Raw genomic sequence first — 15,664 nt, 5'->3', positions numbered from 1 at the left:
TTCATTCCAAGTCCATAGTTCGATAGTATGGAAACACCATGAGCATTCAGATTAACAGAAAAAAACTACAAGTCACAGGGATAATTCAAGGTGTTGGTTTTCGTCCCTTTATCTACCGGCAAGCCAGCCAATTAGCACTGAAGGGATGGGCCAGCAATACCGGTGATGGTGTAACGGTTGATATTGAAGGCTCACCAAGCGCGTTAGAGGCGTTTATTGAAACAGTGCAAAAAAAACCTCCTATCAACAGCAAAATAGAATCATTAACTATAACTAACCTACCTGTTTGCGGTTACCAACAATTCGAATTACGCAACAGTGCCGGTCAGCAACACTCGATGTTTATTTCACCCGATATTGCCACCTGCCCCACCTGCATCGATGAGCTGCTTGACACAAGTAATCGTCGCTATCAATATGCATTTATCAGTTGCAGCCAATGTGGCCCTCGCTACAGCATTATTAACGCATTACCTTATGATCGTGAACGCACAGCAATGCACACGTTTCCCTTGTGTCAGGCATGCCAGAATGAATATGAGAACCCTAGCGATCGTCGTTTTCATGCGCAAACTATTGCTTGCCCAGATTGCGGCCCCACTATTGAGTTATTAACCCATCAAGGTAAATACCTTGCTGACAATATAACGGCTATCAAGCAAGCATCAGAGGCATTAACTAAGGGTAAAATTGTGGCGCTAAAAGGTATTGGTGGCTTTCAACTGTTAGCAAATGCGACCCATCAGGCCAGTATTGAACAATTACGACTCCATAAATCACGTCCTGAGAAACCATTTGCGTTGATGTGTCGAGACATTGCCCAAGTCGACACCATCGCCACACCCTCAGCACTGGAGAAAAAACTGCTACTTTCAGCAGCTGCGCCGATTGTGTTAATGGATAAATTAATCGCGTGTTCCACCTTGGCTGAAGGTGTCGCGCCTGACAATACCCTCATTGGCATCATGCTACCCTGCTCGCCTTTGCATCATTTACTGCTTAGACATTTACCTTTCCCTCTTGTTGCTACCAGTGGCAATCTTAGTAACGAACCGATCTGTATTGATAATCAACAAGCACTAGACCGGCTAGCCAATATCGCTGATTTCTTTGTTGTTCATAATCGCCCTATTCTACGACCCGTTGATGATTCTGTTGTACAAACCATTCATAACGAAGCGACTTTGCTACGTGCGGCTAGAGGCTACGCGCCTGTCACAATCAAATTGGCGGACAATCAATCTACTCAACACCCGCACAGGCCGACATTGGCCGTTGGTGGGCATTTAAAAAACACCTTTGCTATTAGCAAGGGTGATTACGCCATGATCAGTCAACACAATGGTGACCTTGAAAGCCTTGAAAGCATCACTGGTTTTAAACACAATATTGCTGATTTATCGCAATTGCTTGAATACCACCCCGAGCTGATTGCTCAGGATCAACACCCTGAGTATGCCAGCAGCCTTTATGCTAAATCGCTCCATTTGCCGACTGTTAGCGTACAACATCATCACGCCCACCTACTGTCATGTATGGCAGAGCATGCTATTAAACCACCGTTATTAGGCATCATTTGCGATGGCAATGGCCTCGGTGATAATAGCTCGCTGTGGGGCGGTGAGTTTTTCACATTGGACCCATCGTCAAACATTTCACGCATCGCCAGTCTGCGGCCATTTTCTTTGCTTGGTGGCGCTATCGCCCTTAAAGAACCTCGTCGATCAGCATTGGCAATGTTATGGGAATACATGGGTGACAAGGTATTTTCACACAACTCACTCGCTCCCATATCAGCCTTCACCGAGGAAGAAAAAGCACTGTTACAAGCTATGCTCAACAGACGAATCAACTCCCCGCGCAGTTCTAGTCTTGGGCGGCTATTTGATTGTGTCGCCAGTTTGCTCGATCTGTGTCAGGTTTCAAGCTATGAGGGTCAAGCTGCACAGCGTTTAGAACAATGTTTCGCCGCAACAGCAAGTGACGACTACTATCGCGTGTTATGGCAACAAGACAAAGAATTAGCCAGATTTGACTGGCAACCCCTACTGAGCGATATTATTGATGATTTAAACAACGCCGTGCCAAAACCACTGATTGCATGTAAATTTCATAACACGCTAGTAGAAATGATGGTTGATATGACACACAAATCAGGACAAAAAAGAGTAATATTAAGCGGAGGCAGTTTTCAAAACCGCTACCTAAGCGAAACGCTCATCTGCCGCCTATCAGCCCTTAATATTAAGGTCTACTGGCAACAAAAACTACCGTGTAATGATGGCGGCTTAGCGCTTGGTCAATTACTCGCCGCAGCTAATAGAGGAACACAGAATGTGCTTGGCAATTCCCGGTAAAATCATCTCCATTTCTGGTGAAAACCTCTACACCCGTACAGGGGATATCAGTTTTTCAGGACTAGTGACCACTGTAAGCCTCGCTCTGGTGCCAGAAGCGAAAGAAAATGACTATGTGATTGTGCATGCAGGCTTTGCCATTAATCTGCTAGATGAAGAAGAAGCCCTTGCCACCTTGGCTAGCCTCGATGACCTGAAAAGCGCACAGGAATAAACCCAGTGAAATATATTGATGATTTTCGACATCAGCCACATGTTGAGTTATTGGCAACAGCGATAAGGAATACCTGCACACGCCCTTGGACCATTATGGAATTATGCGGTGGTCAAACACATGCGATCATGAAATACGGTATTGATCAACTACTGCCAAGCGATATTAACCTCATTCATGGCCCTGGCTGTCCTGTTTGCGTTACCCCCTTGCAAGCCATTGATAAGGCAATCGGCATAGCGGCCTTGAATGGCGTTATCTTTTGCACCTTTGGCGATATGCTTCGCGTCCCCGGTTCAACAAAAGATTTAATGACCGTCAAAGCCGAAGGTGGCGATGTGCGAACAGTCTATTCGCCTTTAGAAGCAGTTACGCTCGCTCAACAGCACCCTGATAAACAGGTGGTATTTTTTGCCATTGGCTTCGAAACCACTATTCCAACAACCGCCATGAGCGTGTATCAGGCGCAACAAATGGGTTTAAAAAATTTCAAATTGCTGGTGTCACACGTTCGCGTGCCGCCGGCTATGGAAGCGATACTGTCATCAGTAGAAAATAAAGTGCAAGGCTTTCTCGCCGCAGGCAATGTCTGTGTGGTGATGGGCTATCAGGAATATTTACCCATTGCTGAGAAATATCAGGTGCCGATTGTCGTTACTGGCTTCGAACCCGTTGATATTCTGCAAGGAATTTTGTTGTGTATTACCCAATTAGAGCAAGGTCAGGTGACAGTTGAAAATCAATATGCTCGAGCCGTCCAAGCATCAGGTAATACCACGGCGCAACAGATGATTAATCGAATTTTTAAACCGGTTACTCGTTCATGGCGAGGACTTGGTGATATCCCGATGAGTGGTTTTGAGCTCAGTGCAGATTACGCTGATTTTGATGCAGAAAATGCTTTTCAAATCGCACATATCAACACTCAGGAACACGAGCAATGTCTAAGCGGTAAAGTGTTACAGGGCATTATCAAACCATCACAATGCCCAGAGTTTGCTGGCCGCTGTACGCCAGAAAGCCCTTTAGGTGCCACCATGGTTTCCGCAGAAGGTGCATGCGCCGCTTATTACACCTACCGTCGCCAGCAAAGTATTACGGAGAACAATAACCAGTGAGTAAAACGAATAATTCAGAAGACGCCTGCCCTCTACCTATTGGCCAGTATGACAAGATAGTGATGGCGCATGGTGGCGGCGGTCAATTGACACAGTCACTCATCGACAAACTCATGCTGGCTGAATTCGACAACCCTGCACTCAATGAAAAAAATGATAGCGCTGTGCTGGCTATCAATAGTGAGCGTTTGTCTTTTACCACTGACTCCTACGTGGTTAACCCCCTATTTTTTCCCGGAGGTGACATCGGCAAACTGGCGGTTTGCGGCACATTAAATGATTTGGCAATGAGTGGCGCTCGACCGTTATTTTTAAGTTGTGGTTTAATCATTGAAGAAGGCTTTGCTATTGATTCCTTGCAAAAAATTATCCACTCCATGAGCCACCAAGCCAAAGCGGCTGGCGTTACCATTGTAACTGGCGACACCAAAGTCGTTGAGAAAGGCAAAGGCGATGGGCTGTACATCAATACCAGTGGCATCGGCGTGCTAGATACAGCCATGAGCCTCTCCCCAAGCATGCTACAGCATGATGATGTTGTTATTATTAATGGCGATATTGGTCGCCATGGCATCGCCATTATGGCGCAAAGAGAAGGTTTTAAACTCGAACAAACTCTGGAAAGTGATTGCGCTGACCTATCTGGACTGGTCAAATTATTGCTTGATAGCGGCATTGACATTCACTGTATGCGTGATTTAACTCGGGGAGGATTAGCCACTGCCTTAATTGAAATTAGCACTGCCGCTAACAAACAAATCATGCTTGACGAAACCGCTATCGCCATTGCCGATCCCGTGCGTAGTGTTTGTGAAGTACTTGGCCTAGACCCGTACTATGTTGCCAATGAAGGACGTTTTATTAGCATATTACCATCAGCCCAAGCTGCTCAAGCATTAGCCATAATGCACGCTCACCCTTTAGGAAAACAAGCCGCCGTTATCGGTAACGTACACAAGGGCTCTCAGGCCATGGTTACAATAAAAAACCGAATTGGTACAACACGTATTTTGCAACTGCTAAGTGGCTCGCAACTGCCTAGAATATGTTAATGATCAAGCTGTCGTTAACTTGAGGCTCACCATAAAAGCATTGCTCTGATAACCGCTTCTACTACCTTCTTGCATACCGGAACGGGCTTTCTTAAAGCTATTCAATATAAAGATTAATAAACCGATCTCGATACTCTTCGTACACCCACGACTTCTCCAGACAAGACAGGAAAAACACCTCGTTATTACAAGGCCCAACTGATCAGTTAAAGGCACTGCAAAAAAATCCCCACCAAAAAACCGGCCACTACAAAGTTTCACAAAGGGAGTAACGAGCATTGGGGGCATGCAAAACGCTGATTAGCTTTTTAGCATGTTACTTGCTCAGCTTGTCTTGGAAGCTTCCGTAGTAATGAATTAATGCTTTCTTACTTGTTCTCGTGTCTATGCCGACCATTTTCATCTTCAAATATTTTTGTATTCGAATTGAGAAAGGTCTTATGCAAATCCACAGAGTCATTAACGCCTATTGCATCGAAATTTTGTTCCAACCAAGAAGACATTTCTGCTCGACCCTTATCACGCAGAGAGGTTAAAAAATCCCAATCTGAACTGTACTTACTACTCAGTGATAAGTCTTTTAATGCCTCATCTGCCCGAATAGAATGTACGAGAATATCCTTAAAATTGCCTTTATGCTCATCTTTGAGCATATCGTGTTCGAGCAATTTTTTCACGAAGGCTATCGCACGCATTTCTGATAATAGTGATGAGTTAAAGCTAATTTCATTAATGCGGCTAACAATTTCTGCCGATGTTGTAGGCGTGCTAAAACGGTTGATGGGGTTAATATGCACAATCAACAAATCTCTGCTATCCGTTTTATAAAACAGAGGAAACAAGGCAGGGTTTCCAACATAACCACCGTCCCAATAGTCTTCATCGTCTATCGACACCGCTTTATATATCAATGGTAGACAAGCGGATGCCATAGCTACATCTAATGTGACATCTTTGGTATTGAATACCCGTACTCTGCCACTATGGACATGCGTTGTACTGATAAACAATTTAATGTCACTGCAATTATTTAGCGCTTCAAAATCGACCGTATCGGCCAATACATCACGCAGAGGGTTTATATCAAATGGGTTAAGTTGATGCGGTGAAAAGATCCGCGACATGAAGTCTGTAACCATAAAATTCAATGCATCAGGCACTTTCCATGGCATATATTTATCTAGAGCCCATTTTTTCATTGGCTTGAAGGCTTTACCTTCCTCTGAAATGCGCCACCAAAAATTATGCAAACTCTCACGCGCTTTCTCAGGACCGCCTTGCTGCATCCCCGACGCTAACACGCAGGCATTCATCGTTCCGGCACTGGTTGCACAGATGCCATCAATGCCAATACGACCATCTTCTAATAGTTTATCTAACACACCCCAAGTAAATGCACCGTGTGCTCCCCCGCCCTGAAGCGCAAGGTTGATTGTCTTTTCTACTTTACTGCTTTTTTGCGTCATGGAATTCCTCAGTTAATAGATTATTTAGAGCCCATGTAGTCATGTATTACACGTCCATATGGTAGTGTTAGATCTACATGCCCCCAATAACTTGTTTAACAGGCAGATCAGTTACGGGTGCCTTTACATGTGGAATGAGTTGCAAACAAGCAGGGCCTGACTCATACGTAATAATCAAATACTCGCGGTCAATAAAACGATACGGCCCTTTGGGTAATTCGGCGATGCAAGCGGCATCGAAAGTAAACTTAAAATATCTCTAGTATTCACCTTATTACCTCAATAGAGTAACTTAGCCAGCCGTCCAACCACCATCGACGGATATATGTGTACCTGTAATATTCTCAGCGTGTTCCGAACACAAAAATAAAGACGTCCCTGCTAACTCCTCAACAGTCACAAACTTCTTAGTCCATTGCGCCGATAAAATAACGTCTCGTTTTACTTCTTCCTCACTAATACCACGAGCCTTAGCCGTATCCGGAATTTGTTTTTCAACTAACGGAGTTAATACATAGCCCGGGCAAATAGCATTACAAGTAATATTGTCTTCTGCCACTTCTAAGGCAATTGTTTTTGTAAACCCCAACACACCATGCTTAGCGGTAACGTATGCCGATTTAAAAGGCGATGCAATAAGTCCATGTGCCGATGCTATATTAATAATTCGCCCCCAACCTTGTCTTTTCATATGCGGAATAGCGGCACGTACGGTATGAAAACTTGAGGACATATTGATCGCTATAATGCTATCCCACTTCTCAGGCGAAAATTCTTCAACGGGTGCAACGTGCTGAATTCCCGCATTGTTAACAACAATGTCAATGGAACCAAAAACCTTCACGGCCTCTTCGACCATGGCTGTTATTTCATCCGGTTGGGTCATATCAGCATCATTATAGATACACTTAACCCCTTGGTTTTCAATCGCCTGCCGTTCTTTTTCAATCTCAACCGAATCACCAAACCCATTCAACATAATATTAATGCCTTGCGCTGCAAACCCCTGCGCAATGCCTAAACCAATTCCCGATGTTGAACCGGTTATTATCGCTGCTTTTCCTTTCAAATCCATTTATCTACCCTACTGTTGTTTAGTGAACAGCCTCTATTGCCTAAGACCCACCCCTTTTTAATCAAAAAAGACAATAAATCTAACAGCATTGTGACACAACACAGTTCAAGTCCTGTATAAAATTTATTACGCTACAACTAACCTATCCTCCTGCCTCTGTGGTGGGAATACTATTAATGGCCCTTGCAAATAGACTACCTGATATTCGTAATAAAGGCTTTTCTAGCTAAAAAGCTCATCATCATTAGCTATAACGTAACTATAGAGGAATAAAGAACCACTTAGAGCACCAGTCTTAATAACTAGCATCTTATAGCCATAATTATTTGAATTTGTTAAGCACCAACTAAAATGGTCTAACCACGATTCATGCTTAACTAAAAATCAGACCTACAATCGTAGATAACCTATTTAGCAGTTGATATTAAAAAGAATTTGGCTGTATCAAAAAACTTAAGCACATGATAAGACACTTCAACTACAACCCGCTTCCTCATTTGTACCGACAATTAGTTAACTAGATAAGCTAACACTGCTGCAGTGTCTATAAATTGCTTACATCGTTTGCAATACATTGCTTAACGGGCTTTGCACACCCTCTGCCTCTTACGCTAAGAAACATGCTGATAATAAAAGCTTCAACGTTGGAACTGGAAAAGTTAATTACCTTAGTGGCTTTGCTAGTGCTGTTGCAAAAGTGACTTATTCTAGTGAAACTAGTGAAAGGTTAGACAATCTTGTAATATCGAAAAATAGCCGAGCTATAACTAATTGAATAATAAAGGAAATTTGGTCGGGGCGAGAGGATTTGAACCTCCGACCACCAGTACCCCATACTGGTGCGCTACCAGGCTGCGCTACGCCCCGATGGAATTAAAATTACTTGAGTATGTCTAAAATTTCTTCTAATTCAGCTTTTATTTGCTGAATTTCTATTTTTGTCTGTGAGGTGTCTTTTTGTGAACTTTCACCTGAAAGGTGTGAACGAGCGCCACCAATAGTGTAACCATCCTCATAAAGCAGCCCACGAATTTGCCTTATCAGCACAACATCTTTACGTTGATAATAACGACGATTACCACGGCGTTTTACCGGCTCAAGTTGTGAGAACTCTTGCTCCCAATACCTTAGTACATGGGGTTTTACAGCACATAACTCACTCACTTCACCAATAGTGAAATAACGTTTCGCCGGTATCGCCGGCAACTCATTGTTATGACTGGGTTCCAGCATATGCTTCTACTCTGTCTTTAAGTTTTTGACCTGCTCTAAGAGTAACCACCCTTCTTGCAGAAATAGATACATCTTCGCCTGTTTTTGGATTTCGTCCAGGTCGAGCCTCTTTGTCTTTAAGTTCAAAATTTCCAAATCCTGAAATTTTAACTTGCTCACCTTTTTCTAACGATTCCTTTATTGCTTCAAACATTTGCTCAACGATCTCTTTAGCTTCTCGTTTATTGAGACCTAACTCGTCAAATAATTGCTCTGTTAAATCAGCTTTCGTTAATGACATTTTTTTATTCCCTTAGCTGAGCATTAAATAAATTATTAAGATTAGCGAGCAATTCATTAATGAGTTCCTCAACATCTTGCTCAACTAGTGTCTTAGATTTATCCTGTAAAATCAAGCCCAAAGCAACACTTTTTCTACCAGTTTCTACTCCCTTGCCTTGGTAAATATCAAACACAATAACCTCATTAACAAGCGTGTATTGCTTAGTAATATAGCCGACCATTTCATTTACGTGGAACTTTTCATCCACAATGAGTGCTAGGTCACGTCTTACCGCTGGATATTTTGACACTGCTTGAAATTCTGGTATCTGTTTTGTCTGAATCAGAGATTGTTTTAGTTCTACTAAATACACTGGTTTCTTAATATTAAACTCACCTTCCAAAGCTGGGTGTAATAAACCAATATAACCAACATGCTCCCCTGAATTATTAATCAGCTCTGCTGTTTGTCCCGGGTGTAAAGCTTCGTGTTTAGCCGGTTTAAACTGGTAGTCTGACAAACTGCCATTCAACGATAAAATAGCTTCTATATCGTGTTTAACATCATAAAAATCAATACTTCTAGATGACTCACCCCACTGTTCTGGCTGAGCGAGTCCTGTCGCTAATATAGACAACATTTGCTCTTGCACTAGCTGCCCATCTTTAACCGTGAATTTTAAGCCTGTTTCAAAAAAACGTATTGTTTCTTCATTACGTTTAATGTTTGCATCCATTGCTTTTAATAAGCCAGCCCATAAGGTTGTACGCATAACAGACAAATCAGCCGATATTGGATTCTGTAATCGGTACACATCATCCTGAGGGGTCAACAGCTTGAGCGACGAGTCATCTGTAAAACTGTATGTAACCGCTTCTTGATAGCCTAAATCAACCAGTAAGTCTTTAATCCTGTCTAAGGGCTGCAACTGCTCTTCAATGGCTGTTAAAGTACCCGAAACGGTTAATTCATTTTGTGGCAGATTATCGTAGCCATATAAGCGTGCCACCTCTTCTATCAAGTCTGCTTCAATTGCAATATCAAATCGATAACTTGGTGCTGTAACAAACCACTCACTTGCCGTTTTATTAACAATCATTCCCAAGCTATCAAAGTATGCTTCGACTGTATTTTCATCAAGTTCTATACCCAGCACACGCTGCACTCTTTGAAACCTAAAAGGCACTGCTTTATTAACAGGAAGCGTTTTGGTTGACGATGCGTCCGTTAATGGCCCTACTTGCCCGCCAGCAATATCGGTCAACAATTCAATCGCTCGATCTAATGCACGGTAACAAAGCTCTGGGTCTACACCACGCTCAAACCGGTGTGATGAATCTGTATGTAAGCCAAACTTTCTAGATTTACCCGCAATTGACAGAGGACTAAAAAATGCACATTCTAAGAATATATCTGTTGTCTCGTCATTAACTGCTGACGCTTCACCACCCATCACACCAGCAAAAGCCAAGGCTTTATGTTGGTCTGCAATAACCAGCACACTCTCATCTAACTCAACTTGTTGTTCGTTTAATAGCCTTAGAGATTCCTTTTCTCTCGCATGTCTAACAACAATGTCACCATCGATTTTAGCTAAATCAAATGCGTGAAGCGGTTGCCCTAATTCCAATAGAACATAATTTGTCACATCCACTAACGGACCTAAACTGCGCTGACCACATCGACGCAATTTTTCCTGCATCCAGATAGGTGTTTGCGCTGAACGATCTAAGCCTTTAATCACACGACCTAGGTAACGAGGGCAATCTATAGTAGCCTCAACGTTTACATTTTTATGGTCGTTTATTGAAGTTTCTATTTTTGGTGCTGGTTTGTTTTTGACAGGCTGTTTAGCAAAACAAGAAATTTCACGCGCAACACCTTCCACGCTTAAGCAATCGGCACGATTTGGCGTTAAATCTACTTCGATAATCGTGTCGTCAAGTTGTAAATAGTCCCGAATATCAGTTCCAATTGGCGCATCACTTGGTAGCTCCATCAACCCATCAGCTGAATCAGCGAGGCCAAGCTCTTCTTCGGAACATAACATGCCATTAGAAGGCTCACCACGTAACTTTGATGGTTTGATTTTGAAATTACCGGGTAAGACGGCACCAACAGTTGCCACAGGAATCCGTAACGAAGTTCTAACATTACTCGCACCACAAACAATATCTAAAGGCTCTTCTTGCCCAATAGAGACTTTACAAAGGCGTAATTTATCCGCATTTGGGTGTGCTTGAACTGATAATACTTCACCTACTAACACGCCGGTAAACTCAGCCGCAGCCGGTTCTACAGAGTCTACTTCTAAGCCAGCCATTGTTAATTTTTCTGTCAATTCATTCGTTGGAATTGAATAGTCAACAAACTCTTTAAGCCATGCTTCATTTACTAACATTTATGAGTCCTTATTTAAGCTTAATTAAACTGTTTTAAGAATTTAAGATCATTTTCAAAAAATAACCGTAAGTCATTGATTTTATACCGAAGCATGGTCAGTCTTTCTACACCCATACCAAAAGCGAAGCCGGTAAATTGGTCTGCATCAATATTGATATGACGAAATACCTCTGGGTGAATCATTCCACAGCCCAATACCTCTAACCAACCGGTATGCCCGCATACACGACAACCTTCACCTTCACACATCACACATTCAATATCTACTTCAGCAGAGGGTTCTGTAAATGGAAAATAGGAGGGTCTAAACCTTACTTTGACATCTTTTTCAAAAAAGGCCTTTAGAAACGCACTAATAACACCTTTTAAGTCGGCAAAGTTAATATCTTTATCTACAACAAAGCCTTCAACCTGGTGGAACATGGGTGTGTGCGTAATATCTGAATCACAACGATAAACACGACCCGGCGCTATCACTTTAAGTGGCGGTTGTTGATTTTCCATCACTCTAATTTGAACGGGTGATGTATGTGTTCTTAATAAGGTATGCTCATCAAAATAAAAAGTATCGTGCATGGCTCGTGCAGGATGATGAGAAGGAATATTCAATGCCTCAAAATTATGAAAATCATCTTCCACTTCAGGCCCAGTTGCCACATCAAAACCAACACGATTAAAAATCTGTTCAATACGGCGCATCGTTCTTGTCACAGGGTGAACACCACCTACTGATTGGCCACGGCCAGGCAAGGTCACATCAATAGTTTCTTCTATTAAGCGCTTTGCTAATAATTCATTTTCAAGTTGTAACTTACGCTGTTCTAAGTGCGCTTGAAATTCTTGTTTAGCTTGGTTGATAACGGCACCAACCTTTGGCCTTTCTTCAGCAGTTAGCTTGCCCAGCGTTTTCATTTGGCGCGTAAATACACCTTTTTTACCTAGGTAAGTAACTCGAATTTCTTCAACAACTGAAAGAGATGACGCATCAGCTAATTCTTTTTGCGCTTGCTTAACAATGTTTTCTAATGAATTTTCCACGTTGTTATCTTTTTATTTAATCCAAATAAATAAGGGAAAGGCCTCTAGACCTTTCCCTCACGACTCACTATCAGCTTGTAGTCAATACAGTATAAAAAATATGTGGGTAATATTAATCACCCAAAAGCTGTTTCTACAGGTTAGATTTTGCAGTCGCTACTAATTGCGAAAACGCATCTTTATCAAACACTGCTAGATCAGCTAATACTTTTCTATCCAAACCGATGGATGCTTTTTTAAGGCCATTCATAAAACGGCTGTATGACAAACCACAGCTACGGGCACCAGCATTAATACGTGCAATCCATAAAGCACGGAATTGACGTTTTCTTTGACGACGATCTCGGTAGGCATATTGACCCGCTTTAATCACCGCTTGTTTAGCAACACGATAAATACGGCTACGTGCTCCATAGTATCCTTTTGCTTGTTTTAATACTTTTTTGTGTCTTGCTCTAGCAACAACACCGCGTTTTACTCTTGGCATTTCTTATCCTCGAAAATCTTAAAATTAACTATATGGCAACATACGAGTCACGCTTTTCATATCTGAAGCGTGAATCAATGATGCTTTACGTAGTTGACGTTTACGTTTAGTGGTTTTTTTGGTCAAAATGTGACGCAAGTGAGCTTGCTTACATTTAAAAGCGCCCGTACCCGTTTTCTTAAAACGTTTGGATGCTCCGCTATTTGACTTCATCTTTGGCATTACAATACTCCGTTAATTAATTTTTTTCGGCGCCATAACCATTACCATTTGGCGGCCTTCAAACTTTGGCCGCTGTTCGACCAAGGCTAATTCTTCTAAATCTTTTTCTACGCGATTTAACAACTCCATACCTAACTCTCTATGGGCCATTTCTCTACCGCGAAATCTTACTGTGATTTTGGTTTTATCACCGTTCTCTAAAAATGAACGCAGATTACGTAATTTTACGTTGTAATCACCAATATCGGTTCCAGGTCTAAACTTAATCTCTTTAACCTGAACATTTTTTTGTTTCTTTTTCGATGCCTGCAATTTCTTGCTAGCCTCGAATTTAAACTTACCATAGTCCATTATTTTACAGACAGGTGGTTTAGCTGTTGGAGAAACTTCAACCAAATCTAAATCGACTTCAGCCGCCAAGCTCATCGCTTGTTCTAGTGTAACAACACCTACTTTCTCACCCTCATGATCGATGAGTCTTACACTTGGTATTGTAATCTCTTCGTTTACTCTTACTCTTTTTGTTGCGATCTTAACAATCTCCGAAAATTTTTAACGCTAAATTAAGCCATTTCTAATATTAGCAACGTACGCTAATGCACCTTGTGCAAAAACTTAAGACTCTAATGCATTTCGTTCAGTAACATTTTTGGTTACTAACGAAATAAAGTCCTCAGGATTGAAATGACCCAGGTTTTTTCCACTTAACGAACGCACTGCCAACTCGTTATTTTCTACTTCTTTGTCACCGATAACGATGAGATACGGAATGCGTTTTAAAGTATGCTCGCGAATTTTAAAGCCGATCTTCTCATTTCTCAAGTCTAATTTGACTCTGATGCCTTGTTTTTGAAGGATTTTTGCAATTGAGGTCGCATATTCGTCATTTTTATCCGTAATTGACATTAAAACGACTTGGGTCGGTGCCAACCACACAGGAAATTTACCCGCATATTCTTCTATTAAAATGCCAATAAAACGCTCCAAAGAACCCAAAATCGCTCTGTGCAACATAACCGGTGATTGTCTTGAACCATCCTCTGCAATAAATTGCGCATCTAAACGACCCGGCATTGAAAAATCCACTTGGATGGTGCCACATTGCCAAACACGATCTAAGCAGTCTTTCAGTGAGAACTCAATTTTAGGCCCATAGAAGGCACCCTCACCCGGTTGCAATTCCCAGTCTAAGCCTTTTGCATTTAAGGCCTCTTCTAAAGCTTTTTCAGACTTATCCCAAACCTCATCAGAGCCTACTCTTTTTTCAGGTCGTGTAGACAGCTTGATAAGAATGTCGGTAAAACCAAAATCTGCATACACTTCAAACAACAGGTCAATAAAATCAGACACCTCTGATTGAACTTGATCTTCTGTACAGAAGATATGCGCATCATCTTGAATAAAGTTACGCAAACGCATCAGCCCATGTAAGGTACCTGATGGCTCATTACGATGACACGAACCAAACTCGGCCATTCTTAAGGGCAAGTCACGGTAGCTTTTTAAGCCTTGGTTATATATTTGCACATGACATGGGCAATTCATTGGTTTAACAGCATACTCGTGGTTATCCGAGTCTACGGTAAACATATCATCACGGAATTTTTCCCAGTGACCTGATTTTTCCCACAATGACTTATCCACTAATTGCGGTGTACGTACCTCTACGTAATTATTGTCTTGTAGTTTAGAACGAATATATTGCTCAATTGTTCTATAAACACTTAAGCCTGCATCGTGCCAAAAAATCATCCCTGGTGCTTCTTCTTGAATATGAAACAAATCCAGTGATTTAGAAATCTTACGATGATCACGCTTTTCAGCTTCTTCTATTCTATGCAGGTACTTTTTCAGCGCCTTTTTATCGCCCCAAGCCGTGCCATATACTCGCTGAAGCATTTCATTATTAGAATCACCACGCCAATACGCACCAGCCAGTTTAGTTAGTTTAAACGCTTTTAAACTACCAGTATTTGGTACATGCGGCCCTCTACATAAATCAGTGAAATCACCTTGTTTATAAAGTGACAACACTTCATCTTGCGGAATGCTTTCAATAATTTGTGCTTTGTATTCCTCGTTTTTATCTCTAAAAAACGTTACCGCATCATCACGAGACAGCTCAAAACGCTCAACCGGTATAGATTGCTCTGCCAGTTCTGACATTTTCTTTTCAATTTTTTCAAGGTCATCTGGCGTAAACGAACGCTCAAATGCAAAATCATAGAAAAAACCATTATCAATAACCGGGCCTATGGTGACTTGAGCCGATGGGAACAGCTGCTTAACTGCTTGTGCTAATAAATGTGCGGTTGAATGGCGAATAACTTCAAGACCGTCTTCATCTCTTGCTGTCACAATCGCTAGCGTTGAGTCTTGCTCTATTAAATAAGAACCATCAACTAATACATCATTCACCTTCCCTGCTAAGGTTGCTTTTGCCAAGCCTGCGCCAATATCAGCGGCCACGTCCAGCACGCTAACTGCTTGTGAAAATTCGCGCTGACTTCCATCCGGTAATGTAATAACTGGCACGTTAGAACCTTTGTGTTTTGATGTTTGAATTTGGTGTTAAAAATTGGTAGGCACGAGTGGATTCGAACCACCGACCTCATCCATGTCAAGGATGCGCTCTAACCAACTGAGCTACGCGCCTGCAAGCCAATTTTCTTAAGACCGCGCATTGTACTGAATGTTGCCTCGTTAGTGAAGCTATCAGTTTATTTAATTTGCCAAT

General features: G+C 41.9%; 14 protein-coding genes and 2 tRNA genes. 4 read left to right on the top strand and 12 right to left on the bottom strand.

Annotation, left to right across the window (positions count from 1 at the left end):
- The first annotated feature begins 38 nt into the window (after positions 1-38).
- Genes hypF through hypE form a run of 4 tightly spaced genes read left to right on the top strand, consistent with a single transcriptional unit; the run spans position 39 to position 4,741 of the window.
- On the top strand, positions 39-2,357 hold the full coding sequence (hypF, locus tag CYCPU_RS0103995) for a carbamoyltransferase HypF (protein WP_020161993.1): 2,319 nt from the start codon (positions 39-41) through the stop codon (positions 2,355-2,357).
- On the top strand, positions 2,335-2,571 hold the full coding sequence (locus tag CYCPU_RS0103990) for a HypC/HybG/HupF family hydrogenase formation chaperone (protein WP_015005594.1): 237 nt from the start codon (positions 2,335-2,337) through the stop codon (positions 2,569-2,571). Before hypF ends, CYCPU_RS0103990 begins: the two co-directional genes overlap by 23 nt.
- A gap of 5 nt (positions 2,572-2,576) precedes the next feature.
- Entirely contained in the window at positions 2,577-3,689 is a 1,113-nt protein-coding gene (hypD, locus tag CYCPU_RS0103985) for a hydrogenase formation protein HypD (RefSeq protein ID WP_020161992.1), read from the top strand.
- Complete coding sequence (gene hypE, locus CYCPU_RS0103980; RefSeq protein WP_026362582.1) at positions 3,686-4,741, top strand: hydrogenase expression/formation protein HypE; 1,056 nt, start codon at positions 3,686-3,688, stop codon at positions 4,739-4,741. The genes hypD and hypE overlap by 4 nt, the downstream gene beginning before the upstream one ends.
- A 368-nt stretch (positions 4,742-5,109) precedes the next feature.
- Here the strand turns inward: hypE and CYCPU_RS11680 are convergent, their stop codons facing one another.
- The 12 genes from CYCPU_RS11680 to CYCPU_RS0103915 form a co-directional block, all read right to left on the bottom strand.
- Positions 5,110-6,207: a patatin-like phospholipase family protein gene (locus tag CYCPU_RS11680; RefSeq protein WP_020161990.1), complete on the bottom strand. Its 1,098-nt coding sequence runs from the start codon at positions 6,205-6,207 to the stop codon at positions 5,110-5,112.
- A 292-nt stretch (positions 6,208-6,499) separates the two neighbouring features.
- Positions 6,500-7,282, bottom strand: a complete 783-nt coding sequence (locus CYCPU_RS0103965) for a 3-hydroxybutyrate dehydrogenase (protein ID WP_015005590.1) — start codon at positions 7,280-7,282, stop codon at positions 6,500-6,502.
- 790 nt (positions 7,283-8,072) lie between these two features.
- A tRNA-Pro gene (locus CYCPU_RS0103960) sits at positions 8,073-8,149 on the bottom strand.
- Between the two features lie 12 nt (positions 8,150-8,161).
- Positions 8,162-8,515, bottom strand: coding sequence for a MerR family transcriptional regulator (locus tag CYCPU_RS0103955; protein ID WP_015005589.1), 354 nt, complete (start codon positions 8,513-8,515; stop codon positions 8,162-8,164).
- Positions 8,496-8,795, bottom strand: coding sequence for an integration host factor subunit alpha (locus CYCPU_RS0103950; protein WP_015005588.1), 300 nt, complete (start codon positions 8,793-8,795; stop codon positions 8,496-8,498). The genes CYCPU_RS0103955 and CYCPU_RS0103950 overlap by 20 nt, the downstream gene beginning before the upstream one ends.
- Positions 8,796-8,799: 4 nt before the next feature.
- Positions 8,800-11,178, bottom strand: coding sequence for a phenylalanine--tRNA ligase subunit beta (pheT, locus tag CYCPU_RS0103945; RefSeq protein ID WP_020161989.1), 2,379 nt, complete (start codon positions 11,176-11,178; stop codon positions 8,800-8,802).
- A 20-nt stretch (positions 11,179-11,198) separates the two neighbouring features.
- Positions 11,199-12,218: a phenylalanine--tRNA ligase subunit alpha gene (gene pheS / locus CYCPU_RS0103940; protein WP_020161988.1), complete on the bottom strand. Its 1,020-nt coding sequence runs from the start codon at positions 12,216-12,218 to the stop codon at positions 11,199-11,201.
- Between the two features lie 133 nt (positions 12,219-12,351).
- Positions 12,352-12,705: a 50S ribosomal protein L20 gene (gene rplT / locus CYCPU_RS0103935; RefSeq protein ID WP_015005585.1), complete on the bottom strand. Its 354-nt coding sequence runs from the start codon at positions 12,703-12,705 to the stop codon at positions 12,352-12,354.
- 24 nt (positions 12,706-12,729) lie between these two features.
- The gene (gene rpmI, locus CYCPU_RS0103930; RefSeq protein WP_015005584.1) at positions 12,730-12,927 is read right to left on the bottom strand and encodes a 50S ribosomal protein L35; all 198 of its coding nucleotides are present in this window, start codon (positions 12,925-12,927) and stop codon (positions 12,730-12,732) included.
- A gap of 12 nt (positions 12,928-12,939) precedes the next feature.
- Positions 12,940-13,458 (bottom strand): translation initiation factor IF-3, encoded by a 519-nt coding sequence (gene infC / locus CYCPU_RS0103925; RefSeq protein ID WP_073023809.1) that lies wholly within the window; start codon positions 13,456-13,458, stop codon positions 12,940-12,942.
- An 84-nt stretch (positions 13,459-13,542) separates the two neighbouring features.
- Positions 13,543-15,462, bottom strand: a complete 1,920-nt coding sequence (thrS, locus tag CYCPU_RS0103920; protein ID WP_016389610.1) for a threonine--tRNA ligase — start codon at positions 15,460-15,462, stop codon at positions 13,543-13,545.
- Positions 15,463-15,506: 44 nt separating this feature from the next.
- Positions 15,507-15,583 (bottom strand) — tRNA-Val (locus CYCPU_RS0103915).
- Between the last annotated feature and the right edge of the window lie 81 nt (positions 15,584-15,664).

It is taken from the genome of Cycloclasticus pugetii PS-1 (assembly GCF_000384415.1).
Lineage (GTDB): Bacteria > Pseudomonadota > Gammaproteobacteria > Methylococcales > Cycloclasticaceae > Cycloclasticus > Cycloclasticus pugetii.
Note: the sequence above shows the minus strand (reverse complement) of the source record. Positions and strands in the feature narration are given on the sequence as shown.